This window comes from uncultured Streptococcus sp. (assembly GCF_963521865.1).
GTDB lineage: Bacteria > Bacillota > Bacilli > Lactobacillales > Streptococcaceae > Streptococcus.
The window spans coordinates 1-17,666 of sequence record NZ_CAUQWY010000009.1; the positions used below are offsets into that span (position 1 = coordinate 1).

General features: G+C 35.4%; 27 protein-coding genes. 5 read left to right on the top strand and 22 right to left on the bottom strand.

Annotated elements, in window-relative coordinates:
• Window positions 1–743: 743 nt before the first annotated feature.
• The 19 genes from RWO85_RS04000 to RWO85_RS04090 form a co-directional block, all read right to left on the bottom strand.
• Entirely contained in the window at window positions 744–1,136 is a 393-nt protein-coding gene (locus RWO85_RS04000; protein WP_314414161.1) for a transcriptional regulator, read from the bottom strand.
• A gap of 125 nt (window positions 1,137–1,261) precedes the next feature.
• Window positions 1,262–1,501 (bottom strand): hypothetical protein, encoded by a 240-nt coding sequence (locus RWO85_RS04005; RefSeq protein ID WP_314414163.1) that lies wholly within the window; start codon window positions 1,499–1,501, stop codon window positions 1,262–1,264.
• A 35-nt stretch (window positions 1,502–1,536) separates the two neighbouring features.
• Entirely contained in the window at window positions 1,537–1,764 is a 228-nt protein-coding gene (locus RWO85_RS04010) for a hypothetical protein (RefSeq protein WP_166736862.1), read from the bottom strand.
• 22 nt (window positions 1,765–1,786) lie between these two features.
• Window positions 1,787–2,002 (bottom strand): hypothetical protein, encoded by a 216-nt coding sequence (locus RWO85_RS04015; RefSeq protein ID WP_227325654.1) that lies wholly within the window; start codon window positions 2,000–2,002, stop codon window positions 1,787–1,789.
• A 261-nt stretch (window positions 2,003–2,263) separates the two neighbouring features.
• Window positions 2,264–2,608 carry a hypothetical protein gene (locus tag RWO85_RS04020; RefSeq protein ID WP_314414165.1) on the bottom strand — a complete coding sequence of 115 codons (345 nt, stop codon included), beginning with the start codon at window positions 2,606–2,608 and terminating at the stop codon, window positions 2,264–2,266.
• Window positions 2,609–2,671: 63 nt separating this feature from the next.
• Window positions 2,672–3,256 (bottom strand): hypothetical protein, encoded by a 585-nt coding sequence (locus tag RWO85_RS04025; protein ID WP_314414168.1) that lies wholly within the window; start codon window positions 3,254–3,256, stop codon window positions 2,672–2,674.
• A 163-nt stretch (window positions 3,257–3,419) separates the two neighbouring features.
• Window positions 3,420–3,623, bottom strand: a complete 204-nt coding sequence (locus RWO85_RS04030; protein ID WP_239668516.1) for a DUF2292 domain-containing protein — start codon at window positions 3,621–3,623, stop codon at window positions 3,420–3,422.
• 115 nt (window positions 3,624–3,738) lie between these two features.
• A complete protein-coding gene (locus tag RWO85_RS04035) occupies window positions 3,739–4,305 on the bottom strand; it encodes a site-specific integrase (RefSeq protein ID WP_314414170.1) in 567 nt (188 codons plus the stop codon).
• 351 nt (window positions 4,306–4,656) lie between these two features.
• Window positions 4,657–6,108 (bottom strand): virulence-associated E family protein, encoded by a 1,452-nt coding sequence (locus RWO85_RS04040; protein ID WP_314414173.1) that lies wholly within the window; start codon window positions 6,106–6,108, stop codon window positions 4,657–4,659.
• Entirely contained in the window at window positions 6,101–6,616 is a 516-nt protein-coding gene (locus RWO85_RS04045) for a hypothetical protein (RefSeq protein WP_314414175.1), read from the bottom strand. The genes RWO85_RS04040 and RWO85_RS04045 overlap by 8 nt, the downstream gene beginning before the upstream one ends.
• Window positions 6,613–6,876, bottom strand: a complete 264-nt coding sequence (locus tag RWO85_RS04050) for a hypothetical protein (RefSeq protein WP_261034395.1) — start codon at window positions 6,874–6,876, stop codon at window positions 6,613–6,615. The genes RWO85_RS04045 and RWO85_RS04050 overlap by 4 nt, the downstream gene beginning before the upstream one ends.
• Window positions 6,877–6,880: 4 nt before the next feature.
• On the bottom strand, window positions 6,881–7,087 hold the full coding sequence (locus tag RWO85_RS04055; RefSeq protein WP_314414177.1) for a hypothetical protein: 207 nt from the start codon (window positions 7,085–7,087) through the stop codon (window positions 6,881–6,883).
• A gap of 1 nt (window position 7,088) precedes the next feature.
• On the bottom strand, window positions 7,089–7,268 hold the full coding sequence (locus tag RWO85_RS04060; protein WP_399553587.1) for a hypothetical protein: 180 nt from the start codon (window positions 7,266–7,268) through the stop codon (window positions 7,089–7,091).
• Window positions 7,249–7,554, bottom strand: a complete 306-nt coding sequence (locus RWO85_RS04065; protein ID WP_314414178.1) for a hypothetical protein — start codon at window positions 7,552–7,554, stop codon at window positions 7,249–7,251. The genes RWO85_RS04060 and RWO85_RS04065 overlap by 20 nt, the downstream gene beginning before the upstream one ends.
• A gap of 207 nt (window positions 7,555–7,761) precedes the next feature.
• Window positions 7,762–7,911, bottom strand: coding sequence for a hypothetical protein (locus RWO85_RS04070; RefSeq protein WP_314414180.1), 150 nt, complete (start codon window positions 7,909–7,911; stop codon window positions 7,762–7,764).
• A gap of 2 nt (window positions 7,912–7,913) precedes the next feature.
• Window positions 7,914–8,342: a hypothetical protein gene (locus RWO85_RS04075; protein WP_314414183.1), complete on the bottom strand. Its 429-nt coding sequence runs from the start codon at window positions 8,340–8,342 to the stop codon at window positions 7,914–7,916.
• A gap of 117 nt (window positions 8,343–8,459) precedes the next feature.
• Complete coding sequence (locus RWO85_RS04080) at window positions 8,460–8,708, bottom strand: hypothetical protein (protein ID WP_314414185.1); 249 nt, start codon at window positions 8,706–8,708, stop codon at window positions 8,460–8,462.
• Between the two features lie 11 nt (window positions 8,709–8,719).
• Window positions 8,720–9,325 carry a Rha family transcriptional regulator gene (locus tag RWO85_RS04085; RefSeq protein WP_314414187.1) on the bottom strand — a complete coding sequence of 202 codons (606 nt, stop codon included), beginning with the start codon at window positions 9,323–9,325 and terminating at the stop codon, window positions 8,720–8,722.
• A 14-nt stretch (window positions 9,326–9,339) separates the two neighbouring features.
• The gene (locus tag RWO85_RS04090) at window positions 9,340–9,525 is read right to left on the bottom strand and encodes a hypothetical protein (RefSeq protein ID WP_000909283.1); all 186 of its coding nucleotides are present in this window, start codon (window positions 9,523–9,525) and stop codon (window positions 9,340–9,342) included.
• A gap of 138 nt (window positions 9,526–9,663) precedes the next feature.
• Between RWO85_RS04090 and RWO85_RS04095 the strand changes: the two genes are divergently transcribed.
• From RWO85_RS04095 to RWO85_RS04115, 5 genes are all read left to right on the top strand, one after another.
• A complete protein-coding gene (locus RWO85_RS04095; protein ID WP_314414189.1) occupies window positions 9,664–10,239 on the top strand; it encodes a helix-turn-helix transcriptional regulator in 576 nt (191 codons plus the stop codon).
• A 389-nt stretch (window positions 10,240–10,628) separates the two neighbouring features.
• Complete coding sequence (locus RWO85_RS04100; RefSeq protein WP_314414191.1) at window positions 10,629–11,603, top strand: Abi family protein; 975 nt, start codon at window positions 10,629–10,631, stop codon at window positions 11,601–11,603.
• Window positions 11,604–11,793: 190 nt separating this feature from the next.
• Entirely contained in the window at window positions 11,794–12,960 is a 1,167-nt protein-coding gene (locus RWO85_RS04105; RefSeq protein WP_314414193.1) for a site-specific integrase, read from the top strand.
• 89 nt (window positions 12,961–13,049) lie between these two features.
• On the top strand, window positions 13,050–13,826 hold the full coding sequence (recX, locus tag RWO85_RS04110) for a recombination regulator RecX (RefSeq protein WP_314414195.1): 777 nt from the start codon (window positions 13,050–13,052) through the stop codon (window positions 13,824–13,826).
• A gap of 88 nt (window positions 13,827–13,914) precedes the next feature.
• Window positions 13,915–14,448 (top strand): DUF402 domain-containing protein, encoded by a 534-nt coding sequence (locus tag RWO85_RS04115; protein WP_000775316.1) that lies wholly within the window; start codon window positions 13,915–13,917, stop codon window positions 14,446–14,448.
• 357 nt (window positions 14,449–14,805) lie between these two features.
• On the opposite strand, the gene RWO85_RS04120 is transcribed toward RWO85_RS04115, so the two are convergent.
• The 3 genes from RWO85_RS04120 to RWO85_RS04130 form a co-directional block, all read right to left on the bottom strand.
• A complete protein-coding gene (locus RWO85_RS04120; RefSeq protein WP_314414197.1) occupies window positions 14,806–15,663 on the bottom strand; it encodes a helix-turn-helix domain-containing protein in 858 nt (285 codons plus the stop codon).
• 12 nt (window positions 15,664–15,675) lie between these two features.
• Window positions 15,676–16,449 carry a class I SAM-dependent methyltransferase gene (locus RWO85_RS04125; RefSeq protein ID WP_314414200.1) on the bottom strand — a complete coding sequence of 258 codons (774 nt, stop codon included), beginning with the start codon at window positions 16,447–16,449 and terminating at the stop codon, window positions 15,676–15,678.
• Between the two features lie 399 nt (window positions 16,450–16,848).
• Window positions 16,849–17,616, bottom strand: a complete 768-nt coding sequence (locus RWO85_RS04130) for an epoxyqueuosine reductase QueH (RefSeq protein WP_020900987.1) — start codon at window positions 17,614–17,616, stop codon at window positions 16,849–16,851.
• Between the last annotated feature and the right edge of the window lie 50 nt (window positions 17,617–17,666).

Genomic DNA, 17,666 nt, shown 5'->3' on the forward strand with positions numbered 1-17,666 from the left:
TATTTTTTGTTTCACTTTCAGATTCATACCCCTATCTTATCACATTTTGAGTTATTCCGCTACCGCTTGATTTTTATATTTCATTAGTAAGTAAAGGCCTTGATATTCCTGATTTTCTTGAAAATTATATTTCCTTATATTTTCTTTAAATTCTTTAAAAGTTCCTAAAAATGTTCACAAAAAAAGCTCCATAAAGGAGCCACTATACTATATGATGAGTTCAGCAGGCAAGAAACTAGCACGGTCAAACGTGCTTTTTTTATTACCTTGTACTATTATAGCATATCTTCCGTTTTTTAGCTCCTGCGGATAAAAGTAAGTAAAAAATGCCTCTAATTCGACACGGTTTATAGTGATTTATAGCAGTCTGTTCCTGATAGTCAATTTGCTTTTCTAGTAAAAATGGTGTATACTTAAATTATCAAAGGAATTGATTTGGCACCCAAAAATCTCAATGAGATTGGCGCCTAAGTCAGTTCCTTTTTTGCGTATCATAAATCAAACAATTCCCTCTTTTTACAATAGCAATACGAAGACCTAACCGACCGAATTTGTATTTTATTCAAGTTGTCGCTCTATTTCTTTATTGCCAATTTCTCAGCGATGCAGTTTATAATTTTATAGGTTCACAAAAGCCCCTAGACTCGTTTCTAAGGGCTTTTAGTTTATCCGTGGTGATTTAGCTATCCAGTACGAAACAAAGCAAAATAGGGGGCGAATATGAAGCCTCAGCCTACATTTGCCTACTTATATGCTTCTAGCTCTCTGTTCTGGTGGATTCTCGCAAAGTTTAAAACAGCTATCTGTTTGTATCGGTGATAACTAGTGGAGCTAGTACCTGCCATTTCTACGCATTCGCTCATTGTTTTCTTCCTCATGTAGCAATAATGGATAATGAAGTATTTTCTGGCTCGCTTGTTCTCTATGTTGTTGATGTCGTGGGCAAATATCTCCAACCCCTCACGGATTGCCTTTTCATGCTCACCGCTCAAATTCCACTGATCAGGTAAGACAAGTTTCCAGGCTTCTTCATCGATACTAACTTGGTTTTCACTTCCTGCCATCCTCTGGAAACGTAGAAAGTAAGTCATCCGCTCTCTGACGTTCATCATCGTTTTAAACTTATCCAGCTCCATTAGTACGCTCCTTTGGCTAAACGTTCAAAAATAAAGGGGGTATTTGCATACTTTTTTATTCCCTTATCCTTTTCCAGTAGTTCATTACTTAACATCATTTAATCAATTTTTGTTATCTCTTTAAATTACCACCAGATAAAAGATTTCTCGTTTGGTAGTTCTCCTCTATCCAACATCTGCTTCACTGCTCCACGAGTCTTGTTCGCATAGTATGGATAACCTAGTTCTTTATCATAATTCGATTCGATAGCAACTGTAACTTCACCAGTAAGCTCATCAATCTCTATCATACCTGGGTCACGGTTTTCAGGAATATACCAATAACCTAAAATACTAGAATTAAAAATTTTAATTAATTTCAACATCGCTTTTTTCTATTTTCTAAAGTCGTTCAAGTCATTTAATACCAAGCGACTTGTCCTGATTCTTTCAAGCTGCCGTCTTCATTTTTTAGATTTATGATGCATTTTGACACATAATCAAAACCATATCTTGGGGGATCATTTCGCTTTAGCTCACGGGTAGAGGGATTAAATTCAAAAATCTCCCTTCTGCTTACATCGCCTTCAGGAAAGACCTCGTAATGGTAAAAACCGTTCACAACTTCAATCAAATTAAATTTTAACATTATTCCCTCTGACACATATAAATTATATTTTTATTTGCTGGAAAATATCATCCCAAATATCCACTAAACTTCTACCATCAAAAACATTGGCTTCCATAGCTTCATCGATTGTATCAAACTGCTGACCTTCATAATCATAACCAACTACGCAAATGCTAGATAAAAAACAAGCACCTCGACCATTATAAGTAAACTCAAGATCTGTTTCTAAATATTTTTTAATTTCATCTTTTGTCATACAATATCACCATATAGACATTATAACACTTTTTAGATTGCTAAGTTCTAACATGTTATTCAAGTTTCTTATTTTCTCTTAATCCAATAATTTCCCGCGAGAAAAAATGTACAGTGACGGTGTGAAGCCCTGAAGCTCCGAGGGGGAGGGGGTTATCCCCCCCCCCCATCTTAACCCTGGTTACTCTAATCTCTTTCACAAAAAAAATATTTTTCCGTCTCACTTTATTAAAAAAATTTTTTTAATTTTTTTGTGGAGTCTTTAAAATAAATCTTTCAGCATTTCACTCATTCCTTTGTTGAGTTTTTGCTGATGTTCATCAGGCATTGATAAGCGCTGGCTAACTTCTCTATCAATCTCTTTGCGTTTCTCTTCCGTCAAGCGTTCAATCTCTTGATTTCTCTTTCTTTCCTTCTGTTCTTTTAATAGTTCACCAGAACGATCTAGGACAGTTTGCCACTTGGCATCTCTTGCTATATAGCCTTGTCTCTGACGTTCCCAAGCGTCTTCAATTTGTTTAGTTTTCTCTTCATAAATCTCAGCAGACTTTTCTGCTAAATGCTTCCCGTATTCGTTTAAATCAATCTTACCAATAGGTAAGGTCATTCTATATACCTCATCTTTCTATTTGTTAGTGGGGGGATAAATGGAAGGGGGGAGGGGGATTTTTTAACCTTGACCCTTCTTAAAACTCTCTGCTATTTCTTTTAAATTATCTTGATAGGCATGTAAAGCGTTTCTTGGAGAATAAGATAAACTTGAAAATGGCCCACTAAACCATGCACCATTTTTGTCCCTTTTATAATCTTCTGTATTCTTAGAAATCTCTTTTTCAAGTTTTCTAATTATCTCGTTTACTTTACCAACTTCTTTGGCGGACTCATCACCCAGCTTTACAATTTCCATTAGTTTGGCTACTGCTGGGGTAAAGAAAGTATTTTGTTGTTCGTCGGCCAATCTATAAATGTCTGTAAGCATAGTATGGTATTCATCGTAAGAAATCATTGGATTTGTAGTTAATTCTTTCAAACGTCCTTCGTGAAATTCCTTTGTACGTTCTGCCGTCCATAAGTCACCTTTTGCTTCAACATATTTTTCTGAGTTGATTTCTTTTTGAGCCTGTACAAGTTTGGCTTGAGCGTCTGAAACAGCTTGGTTTGCTTTAACCAGTTCCGCCTCAGTCGTCTCAATAGCTTTCTTATTCTGTTCAATCAGTTTGTCAATTTTAGTTTCAATATTTTGTAATGTTTCCATGTTCTTTTATTCCTCATTTCTTTTGGTTCTTTGTGATTGTGCTTATTGGTTTCAACTCTCTACTGGGTCTTTATTCCTCATTAATTCCTCTTTCTCAAAACAAAAAGAGGCGTAACAAAAAAGCTACTTAGCTTTAATGTTACGCCTCTAGTTGTCTAGTCAGCTATCTTTCTTTAATTGTTGTTTCAATCTGGACAATGTTGCCATCTTGACTAGTAAATACCACGCTACCAAAGTCTGGTATTTTCTTCATCTCTATTATACCATTTTTGTTAAAGATAATAAAGTTATCCTGTAGAAATGGAGTGTAATCTTTGCTTTGATTCATCTGTTTTTCCTCTCTTTTTTGGCGCCATATATTTAACATATCTTCTATTTTGTGACTTTCGAGCACTTTTTAGAATCCCTTTTATATCAAGGGGATAGGCCTGTTTTCTGTTTTTGAATTTACATTTTCTCATTATGTAAAATAGAACGGCTATTTAGTAGTCAAATGTTAGTATACTCTGGTCTAGTTCGTCTTGAGTGTAGCCGATATATCCAAGTGTAATCTCTGGTGTTGAATGGTTGAATATTTTTTGTAGAATAGCTATATCACCATTCTTTTTGTAATGATGATAGCCGAATGTCTTTCTCATTGAGTGGGTTCCTATATTTTCAATCCCACATTTATTCCCAGCTTCTTTTAAAATTTTATACACTTGGGTTCTTGAAATATGACAAATTTTTACTCCCTTGCCATTCTCTCTTTTTCTGCTCGGAAATAAAAAATCATATTCTTTGAGTTGTTTATTATCAATGTATTGATTTAAGGCATTTCTTAATTGTTGATTAATTGGAAAACGTCTTATTTTTCCTGTTTTTTTCTCCCTTATTTCAATTTTATCTTCTATGATTTGTTTGACTTTAATTGGAATAATATCACTAACTCGTAAACCTGTATAAATTCCAAATAGGAATAATACGTAATCTCGTTCATTCTTCCTTCTCAAAAAATCCTTAATTCTTTCGATGTCATCAGTATCTCTAATAGGTTCAACTACTTTCATTTCTAAACCTCTCTTAAAAAAATTCTTAAAGTTCATAAAAAAGTGTAGTCATTTTGGGATATCTAGTGACTACGCTCTCCGCCTTACAGTCACAAAGCTTTTCGCTATGCGTAGTCATGTAGTTACCTTGCTCCCAAAAAAATAAACAATAAACGCCTTTTATCTCTTATCTTCATATACTCTTTAATAAATAGAAAATAACTACATTTTTATATAAAAGTCAATAATATCAAGGGTTTAGGGGTGTAGTCAGTAAAATAGTAAAAACAACACTTTTTTCTAACCCCTTATGTATCAAGGGTTTTCTTCCTATTTAAGATGTAGTCACTTTTTAAAAATAAACTACACTGACTACATTTTTTTAACGTAAGCTGGTTTAATACTTTTACCAAATCTTGTTGATCGCCTATGTTCCCAGCCGTCTCGGTTTTGCATGTACTTTTTAACCTTAGCCTTATCCTTTGGAGGTACTTTGTCAGTCAAATACACCTCTTGAAAAAATAGGTTAATGGTCATCTTGTCCCTATCTACCAGTTCGCCATAGGTGTCTGTGTCAAGTTCGACTGTTCCACCCCTGTTATTTCTATAGTATCCCTCGTTCATCATATCATAGATATAATAGCATCGCGTCCTGTCGGTAATCGGGAACTGATACATTCTTTTTGGGTAAGGAGTGCCTAAATAGCGCTCCAAATCCTCAAGGGTTTCATCAACAAACTTGTAACGGCTTCTAACCTCATTTACTAGCTTTTCCTGCTCGTCTGTCAGGTTCAAGACTTGGTTAGCTCTCCAAGCCATCACCATAGCACCCCAAAAGTGTCTACGGTCTTTCTCTGTCCACTTCCTGCCCTTATAGGCGGTGTCTTTGTGGACTTCAGCAACCAGAAAGCGCCTTTCTCCTGTCAAGTCGTTCAAATAATCATGGTCATTGGTTGCCCTCACAATAATAAAACTCTTAGGTAGTCGCCTATCACTGGAGGCGTAAGGCGGTCTAAACTCTAGCTTGGTTTCTGTGATGAATTTCTTCAATTCTGAAAAACTAGCCTTTTTACTGGCCACCATCTCATCATCAAATACACACCAGTTTCTTACCATTCTAGCCTTGTCATCTTTATCTGTGAAGGTCTCAACAGTTGTAAAATACTTGTGAGTGAAAAGCCCCTCAAAAAATTGGGTCTTTCCCACTCCCTGTCGTCCAGTCAAGTCCAGTACAAAGTCAAACTTAACAGTAGGGTCAAACACCTTGGCAACCGCTCCACGGAAAAACAAATCCATGATAATACGGTTATATTCATCATCCTTGATATTGAGATAATTCCTTAAAATATCAAAAGGATCACGCTGATTCACTAACTCTTTATACTCGCTTTCGCAAGATTCCAGATAGTCTTTTAAAGGGTTGTAGCTATGTTCTCCAGCTACCACTTCCAAGATATCAGAGATATCTCCTTTTTTATAATCCATCTTGTACTTAGTCGCAATATAAGCCCTAATCTCTCTGATAATCAGGTCATCGATTGCTCCGTTCAAGGTTCTACCATTTAACTTAATGGACTTGGTAACGTCAATTTCATATGTAAAAGTGTTGTACTGTATCGCCCCTTTTAGTTTACTATCCCCACTCAAAATCTTCTTGAGATTGTCCAAGGTGATGACAAAGCCTTTTCCTTTTGTTTTAGGAGTTAAATCTAGGCTATTATTTTCCTCACTTGTCTCCCTTGCTTGGCTCAAGTCCACCACGGTAGGCGGTATTTGTTGCTGATTCTCTTCAATGATTTTATTTACAATGTCATTGCTATTCAAAAGCCACCTCCATATAGAATTTTGTCGCTACTTCTAGAAAGTAGCTTGCTAGGTCTTTGCGTTTAACGATCGCTGAAAACAAATCCACCAGCTGACTAAAACTGTAGCCATTCACAAATAGCAAGCGGACAAAAAGCGAAGTCTCATACCTGGTATAAATACCATTACAAATCAGGTCAAAAACCCAGCCTTTTAACTCCACTCCATGCCCCTGCCGTTGCTCTGTCAATTTGTTTACCTCTAATTCTTTCAGAATCGTCAGCAGGTCAGGACTGGCCAAAACTATCTCCAAGTCTCTAATTAATTTCCAGCCCTCTACTTCCTCTTTTTCTTCTTTGACAGTCACATACAAGCCTTTATAGTGGAAATTCGTCAGCGCTTCGCCAATCGGTTCAAAGTAGATAAATTTGAAGTGTTCACCATTCTTCCAAACTTGGGTAGGGGTAGACTTAAGAAAACCAAATAAGGCCAATTTGTCACTTGATAAGGTTAACTCTATCACTCTCATTCTCCCACCCCCATAAACTTACGGATCTCGTCCACTCTATAATAAACTTTTCTGCTATCGTCTCCTGGAGGCTGATAACGTTTCAAGCCCATTCTTTCCCATTTTTGTAAGGTCAAATATTTTATATCTAACTCTTCCTGTACTCGTTTTGCGGAAATCAGTCCAATGATTCGGGGAGGTATTTTCTCATGACTTTTTAGGTAACGTTCTAAGGCTTCTAATATTTTTATTTGAAGTTCTTCAATCATCCTTTCAAACATATCATCACCTCCACGGCTTAATGCCTGCAAGCTGGATATACCGCCCATAGTCAGGGCTTAAACCCTCGCTAGGTGTTTCTTTCATCTGTCTATTTTCTCGATCAATCTGGGCGCTTTTTTTACGATCTCGATGGTTTAAATAAATCAGCAAGCCAATGAGTAACCCGGAAAAGATAAGTGCCTGTGTGTTGGTTAAATTTAACTCATTCATCTTATGTCCTCGCTTTGTAATTCTTGATATATAACTGTTGCACTTCAGGCTCCATCTTTTGGAAAGCTTCAACTTCTTGAACGGTTACTTTTTTATTGATAAAATCAACAATAAACTGGAATAAATTCGGATTGTTTACCTTTAAATCGGCCATGAAGTTATCAAATTCTGTTTGTGTCATTTTTCTTATGTCTGGTGTTATCATCTGACTTATACCCCAATTCTTCAAAATTCTCACAATTAAGGAGATAAACTGCAATCCCGTCTAATTCTCTATAGAGTTGTTCCATCTGGTCACGAATAACGGCCAAACCCTCTTTCATCTGTCCTGATAAGATAGCAGTATCTGCTCCGTTATTTTTCGCCATTATCAGCGAATTGCTCAACTGTCTTACTAATTCAATTCTGGGGAGCACATCTCCAAGTCTGCCACCTTGCTCTTGAATTTCCTTTATGTTTACTGTCATATTGTTTTCCTGTGCCTTTTTCTTGCCTGTTTCCTATACACGATTACCATCACTCCAAACGCTGGGCATTTGCCCCAAGTTGACGAACGCTTGTAGTGATGTTTCGTGGGTAATCACCCACATTTTTGCTAAACAAGTGCTTAGAGTCACCGTGTCAGCACTTGATTTCAAAACCTTTTCTAATTGCTTGCCTGCACTTCGGTTTTCTTAGTTTTTCTTCGTTTCGTTTTCGATTTGATCGCCTAATCTTTTCCAGGCTCTATCAAATTCTTCACGTTGAATTTCTTTACTATGTAATTGCCTTGCTAGTTCCATCCCTCGACGCATGAATCTAGCAAAATGTGTCTTTTCTTCCATCCCTAGCTCTCCATCATGTCATAAAGTAGGGCGTAGTGCTTATCTGGGATTCTGTCCAAGGCTTTCAAGCCGTCGTGTTCTGCTTTTTGTCTGGTTTCCGCCTTGACCGTGCTATCAAAGGCGATAGAAAAGGCGTTTAGCATTGCCTTATAGCGGTCTACGCTCTTCAAATAGCGCCCACGGTCTGACAATTCCTTGTCTTCCAGTTCCTCTTTTACCGAATCGTCCAAGAGTGCGAACTTGGAGTACACCCCTTTTTCCACTTCAAATCCTAGACGCTTGTTTTGTCTCAGATTGTAAAGGTTGACCCTGCAACTCTCCAAGTTGCGATAGCCTAATACTCCAGCAATTTCTTCTAAATTTTTGCCCTCTAATTCGGACAATTTTTCAGCAATATCCTTGAATTTTACTGCTTGATGTTGTTTTCCCATTGTATACCTTGTCTTTCTATGCTATAATCAAGGTATAGAAAAAATATCTATACCCTGAATCTTGTCGCTTGCTTCGGTCGCCAAACTCTCCGCAAGTGACTTTTTTTGTTGCCTTTTTCATGCTTTCTTCCCTGTCTGGGGGCTATAAAGCAAGTCTTTACTTTCGATAAGATCCAGAATCCAGCTGAGCCCCTGCTCCACCGTTTCAAGAAATGCGCCAAGGTCTTCACTTTCTAAGTCCTCATAGTTCATACAAAGATATTCGGCTAGTTGTCTGTCTTTCTCAACTAGCTTTTTAAAATCCTTGGGATACTTGGGAATTTCTAAACCCTTGGCATTTGTAACTGTCTTAAATTCATTTTCCATTTTCTATATTCCTATGCTTTAAAAATTAATTCCTTAATTTCTGAATATCCCCTATTCAAGTTAATCATAGCTATTGCCATATCTTCCAAACGTTGGTAGTTTGTCAGTTCCGCGCTTGTTAAACTGTCAATACCGTTTTCACTTTCTCGCTCTTGCATGAGTTGGGCTTTGTTTTTCCCAGTCGCTCCCTTTAGCAGTAGGTTTGTAAGAGTGCTATAGGCATGCTTGGGTGCTTTCTCCCATGATTTGATAGATTCGGTTAAGGTTTTGCGCTTAGGCTTTTCCAGTTCTCTTTGAAGATAACGTTTAGAAAGTTCATCACGCATTTCAAAGAAGGCTTTGACTAGGTTCATTTTAAATTGACGTACTGGTTCAGTATTCTTTAGATAAGTGATCAGCAAGGTTGCCTGTTGCTCGTTCAAACGATAAATTTTCAGCGGTCGCCCTCGTCCGTCTAATTTACGCATTTCAAATGCGATAATTCCATAGTTTTCAAAATCAGCTTTATGCTTTCTCAAAAGTTCTTGTATTGTGTGATGAGTAACTTCGGCACATTCAGCGATAATCTCGCTCGTGGTGTATGGCTCTTTCTTACCATCCATGTAAACCAGTTCCATTGGTTCGCTCCTTTCTAATAATCTTCAGCAAGCCACTGCATGGCTTTTTGGTAAATGCTCGGTTTCACTTCGCCACCGTCTCGGATTTTTCGATAGGTAACTTGTGTAACTCCGATTTCTTCGCCTGCTTGCTTTGCAGTCAATTTCTTGTCTGCCTGCTTTCGGCGAATCGCTTTTGCTTGTGTTGAGGTAATAAGCAATGAAGTTTCTCCTTTCTTTTCTAACATTTTTGTTAGTTCTCCTGTATTCTACTAAATAAAATGTTAGTTGTCAAGAGTTTCTAACATTTTTGTTAAAAAATATTTTTTTATGTTATAATTATCTTGAGGTAATATACAATGAACCAATTACAAGAGTTACGAAAAAAAAACGGGGACACCCAAAAAACACTTGCTGAACTTCTTGGAGTATCAGAGATGACGATATCCCGCTGGGAAAAAGAAAAAGAATTAAAAATTAAATATGAATACTTACAAAAATTAGCAGAGCATTTTAAAGTAAGCATTGGTCATCTATTAGGAATTACTAATGATTTTGAACAGGAATCCAATGACACTGGAGATATTGACCCTAAAAGGTTTTCAAAAGGTTTTGATAAACTTTTACTTTTAACTGGATACACCTCCCAAGAACAACTGATTTCTTCAATTAAAGAATCTTTTAATACTGAAAAATTTACTGAAAATTTCCTTTCAGAAAATTCGTTCATAGACGAGGAAGATTTAAAAATAAAATATCAAGAAGCGATTGAAAAGCAAACCCAAAATGTTTTAGGTAAGTTATCGGTTTTAAGTATCGCTATTTCTTACCTTAATGATGAGGCTAGTGAACTTCTATCAATTTTCTTCTTTTTATCAGATGATGATAGAGAAAAACTATTAGATATTGCTAGAGTATTTTCTCAGAACAAATAACCACTATGGTATTTGAAAAAATTCTATAAAAATCCCCCATATTCCCCAATAGCAACCCTATTTCTACGGTCTATTGTGCAAAAACAGGGAAAATTGAAGAATAGAAAGCCGATTTTACAGACCAAAGTGCAAAAAACGGCAAAATTGACAAATAGAAAAAGACAAGCCTGCTACTGCTGACTTGTCTGACAATGCAATAAAAGCAACTTTCCCAGCGTTGAGATTTTTCGATACTCAAAAATTTTTAAAAAACAAACCAAAAAGATTGACAAAAACTAAAAATTACAGTATTATTAGGCAATGAGAAGAGTTTCTGCTCCCAAGGGAACAGAGTACGCGAAACACCGCCTAGTTCTACTAGGTGGTGTTTTTGTATATAAGGAACATATATGAAACCATTTCAAACATTAGATGAACAAATAAAACTTCTCCAGTCTAGAGGTTTAGAAATAGATAACATAGAAGAATGTAAAAGATACCTTCTAACTAACAACTATTACAACGTCGTCAACGGATATAGTAAGTTTTTTCAAACATCAAAAGATAAATTTATAACTGGTGCAGACTTTAGAGAAATAGCTGCAACACACTTTTACGATAAAGAAATTAAATCAGCTTTTTTAAAAGCAATTATAGATGCAGAAAAACACTTTAAATCCGTACTGGCATATCGTTTTTCAGAAGCATATCCAACACCATACGCTTATCTAGATATTAATAATTTTGAAACACAAAAAGATACAAAAAGGCTAGCACAAATTACTAATTTAATCAGTATATTAGCTAGAATACTCAATGATTATAATAGGGATAAGCAAAACAATTCTATAAAACACCACTATAAACAACATGGCGTTGTTCCTTTCTGGGTTATCATCAATGAACTTACATTAGGGCAAGCATTTAACTTTTATAGAAATCTAAACACTGATATAAAAAATCAAATAGCTAGAGATTTATCACCATTCTTACAAGAAAATATTGAATACATCCAAAATAGACCTAGTAAAGACCTTTTAAGTGGAAAGGCTTTAGAAAGTATTATTAAAAATATACTAGAAATTAGAAATATCACTGCTCATAATAATAAACTTTTCAATTATAAATGTCGTGAGAATCTTCCACAACTAGCTTATTTCCACTATTACAATAACAATGCCAATACATCAAGACAATCTGTATATTATGTTTTTCTTGCCTTGCAATGCCTACTTGCTTCCACACAATACGCTCAATTACATAACACTATTATTAAAAGAACCAAAGCTCTAAATAAAAAAGCGCACTCCATTGAAGCCGGCATTGTATTGGACACACTTGGATTTCCGAATAATTGGTATAATACCACTGACACATTAAGATAGAACTACTTGCAATATATGGACTTTTAAAAAATCCCATATAAGCACCATATCCGCCTTGTTTTCTATTCTGGTACAATTTACCGTCCGACTGCTTAAAATCGAAAATAGGGGCATTCTCGTAGCTCCTCGCATGGTATAAACTCAAAACCTTTTCTAATTGCTTGCCTGCTGATGGAAAAGGAGTAAAACCATGAAAATTACAGAATACAAAAAGAAAGATGGATCAGTAGTTTACCGTTCCAGCGTTTATCTTGGTATCGATACCGTAACAGGTAAGAAAGTCAAGACAACTATTTCAGACAGAACTAAGAACAGGCTCAAAAGCAAGGCTATCCAAGCCAAGGTAGAGTTTGAAAAAAACGGCTCAACAGTTACAAAAGCCGTTAACGTTACTACCTATCAGGAATTGACGGAACTCTGGCTAGAAAATTATTGCCATACAGTAAAACATAGCACCCTTATAGGGGCAAAAAACAACATAAAAAAGTATCTCCTACCAGCCTTTGGAGACTACAAACTGGATAAATTGACGCCCCCAATCATTCAGCACCAGGTAAACCAGTGGGCAATAGATTACAATCAACTAGGAAAAGGTTATCAGCAATATAACCAACTCCATGCCCTAAATAAACGCATATTATCCTATGCCGTTTCCTTGCAAGTCATTGCTTCAAATCCAGCTAGTGATATCATCGTCCCACGTCGCAAACCCAAAGAAGGGCAAAAACTGAAATATCTGGATGACGACAATTTGAAAAAATTCTTAGATTATCTGGATCAGTTGCCAAACACTTACAAAAATTTCTCCGATACTGTGCTATATAAGACACTTCTAGCGACTGGTTTGCGTATTCGTGAGTGTCTAGCCTTGAAATGGTCTGATATTGACCTACAAAACGGTAGTATTTCAGTTACCAAGACTTTGAACACCCTCAAGGAAATCACTAGCCCTAAAAGTAAAAGTAGCATTAGAGAAATAGCACTGGATACCAAAACGGTACTCATGCTTCGGCTCTATAAAGCAAGACAATCCCAAATAGGTAGGGAAATAGGGGTAACTTTTGAAAAAGTGTTCTCTGATACCTTTGACAATTATAGAGAAGCTGGAGCGCTCCGATTTAGACTAGAAAAGCATTTAAAACTGGCTGGATGTCCTCGTTTAAGTTTCCACGCTTTTCGACACACCCACGCTAGTCTATTGCTCAATGCAGGACTTCCTTACAAAGAAATCCAAACACGGCTCGGCCATTCTAAAATTTCAATGACTATGGATATCTATAGTCATCTATCCAAAGACAATAAGAAAAAGGCGACTTCCTTTTATGAAAAAGCCATTGAGAATCTACAAAGTTCCTAAAAAGTCCTTAAAATTCATCATTAAGAGACAAAAAACGGCTATATCAAGGGGTTTCAGCTTTTTCTCACATTTTGAGTTATAATAGAACTATGAAAATCACAAAACTTGAAAAGAAAAAAAGACTCTATCTGATGGAGCTTGATAGTGGTGACAAATGCTACATTACTGAAGATACAATTGTTCGTTTTATGCTATCGAGAGATAAGGTGATAAGCGAAGAAGAATTGAAGGAAATTCAGGACTTTGCCCAATTTTCTTATGGTAAGAATCTAGCCCTCTACCACCTATCCTTTAAAGCACGTACTGAAAAAGAGGTCAGAGAATATCTGAAAAAATACGATATTGATGAAAACATCGTTTCTCAAGTCATTATTAATCTTAAAGAAGATAATTGGATTAATGATAGCCAGTACACTTATGCTATCATCAATGCCAATCAACTTTCAGGAGACAAGGGTCCTTATGTACTGACTCAGAAACTAGCTCAAAAAGGGATTTCAAAATCTACTACAGAAGAAATTTTAAAAGAATTTGATTTTTCGGAAGTTGCTCAACGTGTAGCTAATAAACTATTGAAAAAATATGAAGGAAAACTTCCAGCTCGTGCCTTGCAAGATAAGATTATCCAGAACTTGACCAACAAGGGGTTTTCCTATTCGGATGCTAAAACTGCCTTTGACGAGTTGGATAGTCAAGTTGACCAAGAAACGACTCAGGAACTCATCTTCAAGGAACTTGATAAGCAATATGCCAAGTATGCCCGAAAATATGAAGGATACGAACTTAAACAGCGTTTAACCCAAGTTTTAGCGCGAAAGGGCTACGATTTTTCGGATATAGCAAGCGCTCTCAGAGAATATCTTTAATATTTTCATGTAAAATTCACAGATTTTAGGTAATTTTATGGTACAATAGTAAACGATAAACTTATAAATTGTAGAAAGTTGGTTAGTTATGAAGCTTCCAAAAGAAGGCGACTTTATTACAATTCAAAGTTATAAGCATGATGGGAGTCTCCACCGAACTTGGCGGGACACCATGGTACTAAAAACAACAGAAAACGCCATTATTGGTGTCAACGATCATACACTGGTTACCGAAAGTGATGGTCGTCGTTGGGTCACTCGAGAACCGGCTATTGTTTACTTTCACAAGAAATATTGGTTTAATATCATTGCCATGATTCGTGATAACGGAATTTCCTACTATTGCAATATGGCTAGCCCCTACTATCTGGATGAAGAAGCACTGAAGTATATTGATTACGATTTGGATGTTAAAATTTTTACAGATGGGGAAAAACGTCTCTTGGACGTTGAGGAGTATGAGCGTCACAAACGCAAAATGAATTATTCTGATGATTTGGACTATATTTTAAAAGAACATGTCAAAATTCTTGTTGATTGGATTAACAATGGACGAGGTCCTTTCTCAGAAGCCTATGTAAACATTTGGTACAAGCGCTATGTAGAACTAAAGAATCGGTAAAGTTGTCAAAGGTCAGGAACAAAATCCTGACCTTGTTTTTTGGTAGTGTAAAATAAATTGTGTAAAAACAAAAAAGGAATAAATCCATTATAGCAGAGTTACAACACCTTACTAGAAAGAGATTTATGCAGAATTTGTAAAATATATAAAACAAATAGATATACTGTTATTTTTTAATGTCTCTGTTCCTTGTAAGTTTACAACAAACTTATATCGTTTAATACAAAAAATACGAAGATGATTAGTATCAAAAATACAGGTCAACTTCGTATCAAAAAAATTTTTTTGTATTTCCACATAGCATCAATCATTTAGCACAACATTTTAAAAACAATATCTCGACAGAGAAAATGGTGTTTAATCTACCAGCTCATTTAATCGTTTTTGAAAATATAAAGCAATACTTTTAGATTCAATAAACTCAAAATATTTTATGACATTGTTCATTTGTTTAATTCCAGATTCTTTAGATTCAGTCAGGTATATTTTATATCCTTCTACAAATTTGAATGTAGATTTTTCAAAAACTTTTGTGTCATCTTTTAATAATTTTTTTAATTTCATTTCAAAGTAGTCTGCATATATTAGATGTGAATTTTCAAGGCAACAGAACCAAAAATTTAAACAAGCTGACACAACTAAATTTCTATTCTTACCGATTTTTTCATAATAATGTGTACGCTCTAGTATTTCTTTTCCGACCCTGTAAATATAATCTATCTCAAAAAGATGATATAAATTACCAATCAGCGTTATCTCATAGGACTCCCATCGTTCCTTCTGGAATAAATAGTCATATACTAAATTTAGATCATCTCTACTAACTACATAATTACAATCTATCTGATTTAATAATCCCTGAACCATAATTGTATTTATTTTATGAGTTTTTTCCCCACTCTTCTCAAAAAGCTTTTGTTGCTCATTTTTTATTACCTCCAATCCTTTAATATTCAAACTATAAAAATTTGGAGATAAATTAACCAAAAAATCATCAAACTCCGATCTTTTATAATGTTCTAGGTAATTACAAAAATTCTCTATCGAAACATTGATATTTGATAATAATTCAAAAAACGTTGAAAGAGAAATTTCATTTTCTCCCCTTTCAAACCTAGAGAGTTGAGATTTTGATATAGAATCAGCTGCAGCATACTCTAAAGAATATCCGTTTAATTTTCTAAAATATCGAAAAGCTTCTCCGTAATTTTTCACACTTTCATTCCCTTAACTTTCTTTTCGAGCGATAAACATACCATATTCTTTAGGAATGATCAACATACCATTATTAAACTCACTTTCCAATCTTTTACGTATTATTTCCTCTTCTAGTGAACCTATTTCTGAAATTCCTTTAAACGATTGGATGTATTTAACTAGATCATCTATGCTAGTTACCTGTAACTCATCATCATAGAGTAATGTATCGACAGAGTTAAAATACCTACTCAGGTACCTTTTGCCATTTTGTAAAGTAAACGTTTTATTTTCTAAATCTTGATTAACCTCATCTTTAAATAAATTTGCCAAATAATTTACAACTCCATTTTCACCAAATGTAGCACAGTAAAAAATGCCTTCGGTTTTTAAAACCCTATTCACTTCAGAGAGAGCTTTAGGAATATCATTCACATGATGTAGAAGCATATTAGCAATAACAATATCAAAAGTTTCATTCTCAAAAGAAATCTTTTGAATATCCATTATCTCATAGTTGACCTTGTCTCTATTTCCAATAACTGACTTCGTTGATTTTACCATATCTTTAGAAAAATCTGTAACAATCAACTGTTTCATTTTATCTATAGAATCACTATTACTTTTCCACAGTTCTCCTGTACCACATCCCAATTCTAGAACCTTTACTTCATCAGTGATTTGGTAGTTGGAAAATATCCAATTATTAAATCCCAATTTATTTTTTGAATACTTCTTATGCAATTCTACTCGAATATCAAGATTATCATGACTTTTATATTGTTCAATTACTTTATCAATCATTTTAAATGACCTCCACTCTATAATTTGACATTATATCACAAGAATAAAGATAGTGTTAAATAAGTTGTATAAATGCAAAAAAGGAATATTCCGTTATAGCAGAGTTGCAACACATTTCTATAAAGAAATTTATTCCTATGACTCAGTTTAGCGTGCTTAACTTCCTAACTCAAAAACAAAGCATCAATTAATTTATCCGTTCTTCTTTTGAAACAGGTTTGAACTGATAATTGCTCGTTTTAATTTAAAAAGCTCTTTTGAGCAAAACTTCATTTTTTTAAAAGTCCAAGGCTTGTTGAAGACTCACAAGCCTTGGACTAGAAATTCAAAGATTGGTCCAACAATTTCTATCTATCGCTTTTCTACTAGCAAAAAACCTACCTTGAGGCAAGTTTTCATTTATATATCTAATTTCGTAACAGTAAATTTGATGTGGGAATAGTCTTTTTCAACATCCTTATCCAGCAAGAACGCTGTAGCATCTTTCTTAACCTGAACCAGGTCAATATTCTGAGCCTGGGCTGCATAGACGCAGCCACAATAACATTGACGATAGATATCATACTCCTCACACATCTCTACTGAACGTTTGTAGCCCTGATTTTTCTTGAAATCACTTGGAAGATAGTGGGTTGTATAAATTTTTTGCACATCGATTCCGATGCTGTTAATGGTTTGAGAATTCTTATGAGGACTAATGGTCAAGGCTGAGCCAAAATAATCAAAGCCCAGATCCATAGCCACTTGCGCTGTCTTATCCAGGCGGTAGTCAAAGCAAACCTTACAACGGTCGCCACCTTCAGGTTCTTCTTCCAAACCTCGAACCAGTTTACGATATTCATTAGGTTCATAAGGAGCTTCTAGGTATTGAACGTTATTGCCAGTTCGCTCATTGAAATCACTGACAAACTTTTTAGTCACATAGGCACGCTTATGGTATTCTGCCTTGGGATGGATATTAGAATTGGCAAAATAAATGGTCACGTCTGCATACTTAGTCAAATATTCTAGAGTATAGGTACTGCAAGGGGCACAGCAAACGTGCATGAGAATAGTTGGACGTTGCTCATTTTTCTCCCATACTTGGACCATCTTCTGCATGACACGGTCATAATTAATCTTCTGATTGGGGTTCATTTTGCTCAGAATTTCTTCTACATCGATCATGTTCTTCTCCTTTTTCTAGTCTTATTTTATCATATAAATTAGGAGAGCTC

What these genes read in the sequence shown, in the direction of transcription:
- RWO85_RS04000 (WP_314414161.1), bottom strand. Translation starts at nt 1,136, where the DNA reads ATGGAGCTGGATAAGTTTAAAACGATGATGAACGTCAGAGAGCGGATG.
- RWO85_RS04005 (WP_314414163.1), bottom strand. Translation starts at nt 1,501, where the DNA reads ATGTTGAAATTAATTAAAATTTTTAATTCTAGTATTTTAGGTTATTGG.
- RWO85_RS04010 (WP_166736862.1), bottom strand. Translation starts at nt 1,764, where the DNA reads ATGTTAAAATTTAATTTGATTGAAGTTGTGAACGGTTTTTACCATTAC.
- RWO85_RS04015 (WP_227325654.1), bottom strand. Translation starts at nt 2,002, where the DNA reads ATGACAAAAGATGAAATTAAAAAATATTTAGAAACAGATCTTGAGTTT.
- RWO85_RS04020 (WP_314414165.1), bottom strand. Translation starts at nt 2,608, where the DNA reads ATGACCTTACCTATTGGTAAGATTGATTTAAACGAATACGGGAAGCAT.
- RWO85_RS04025 (WP_314414168.1), bottom strand. Translation starts at nt 3,256, where the DNA reads ATGGAAACATTACAAAATATTGAAACTAAAATTGACAAACTGATTGAA.
- RWO85_RS04030 (WP_239668516.1), bottom strand. Translation starts at nt 3,623, where the DNA reads ATGTTAAATATATGGCGCCAAAAAAGAGAGGAAAAACAGATGAATCAA.
- RWO85_RS04035 (WP_314414170.1), bottom strand. Translation starts at nt 4,305, where the DNA reads ATGAAAGTAGTTGAACCTATTAGAGATACTGATGACATCGAAAGAATT.
- RWO85_RS04045 (WP_314414175.1), bottom strand. Translation starts at nt 6,616, where the DNA reads ATGAGAGTGATAGAGTTAACCTTATCAAGTGACAAATTGGCCTTATTT.
- RWO85_RS04050 (WP_261034395.1), bottom strand. Translation starts at nt 6,876, where the DNA reads ATGTTTGAAAGGATGATTGAAGAACTTCAAATAAAAATATTAGAAGCC.
- RWO85_RS04055 (WP_314414177.1), bottom strand. Translation starts at nt 7,087, where the DNA reads ATGAATGAGTTAAATTTAACCAACACACAGGCACTTATCTTTTCCGGG.
- RWO85_RS04060 (WP_399553587.1), bottom strand. Translation starts at nt 7,268, where the DNA reads ATGACACAAACAGAATTTGATAACTTCATGGCCGATTTAAAGGTAAAC.
- RWO85_RS04065 (WP_314414178.1), bottom strand. Translation starts at nt 7,554, where the DNA reads ATGACAGTAAACATAAAGGAAATTCAAGAGCAAGGTGGCAGACTTGGA.
- RWO85_RS04070 (WP_314414180.1), bottom strand. Translation starts at nt 7,911, where the DNA reads ATGGAAGAAAAGACACATTTTGCTAGATTCATGCGTCGAGGGATGGAA.
- RWO85_RS04075 (WP_314414183.1), bottom strand. Translation starts at nt 8,342, where the DNA reads ATGGGAAAACAACATCAAGCAGTAAAATTCAAGGATATTGCTGAAAAA.
- RWO85_RS04080 (WP_314414185.1), bottom strand. Translation starts at nt 8,708, where the DNA reads ATGGAAAATGAATTTAAGACAGTTACAAATGCCAAGGGTTTAGAAATT.
- RWO85_RS04085 (WP_314414187.1), bottom strand. Translation starts at nt 9,325, where the DNA reads ATGGAACTGGTTTACATGGATGGTAAGAAAGAGCCATACACCACGAGC.
- RWO85_RS04095 (WP_314414189.1), top strand. Translation starts at nt 9,664, where the DNA reads ATGAACCAATTACAAGAGTTACGAAAAAAAAACGGGGACACCCAAAAA.
- RWO85_RS04100 (WP_314414191.1), top strand. Translation starts at nt 10,629, where the DNA reads ATGAAACCATTTCAAACATTAGATGAACAAATAAAACTTCTCCAGTCT.
- RWO85_RS04105 (WP_314414193.1), top strand. Translation starts at nt 11,794, where the DNA reads ATGAAAATTACAGAATACAAAAAGAAAGATGGATCAGTAGTTTACCGT.
- recX (WP_314414195.1), top strand. Translation starts at nt 13,050, where the DNA reads ATGAAAATCACAAAACTTGAAAAGAAAAAAAGACTCTATCTGATGGAG.
- RWO85_RS04115 (WP_000775316.1), top strand. Translation starts at nt 13,915, where the DNA reads ATGAAGCTTCCAAAAGAAGGCGACTTTATTACAATTCAAAGTTATAAG.
- RWO85_RS04125 (WP_314414200.1), bottom strand. Translation starts at nt 16,449, where the DNA reads ATGATTGATAAAGTAATTGAACAATATAAAAGTCATGATAATCTTGAT.
- RWO85_RS04130 (WP_020900987.1), bottom strand. Translation starts at nt 17,616, where the DNA reads ATGATCGATGTAGAAGAAATTCTGAGCAAAATGAACCCCAATCAGAAG.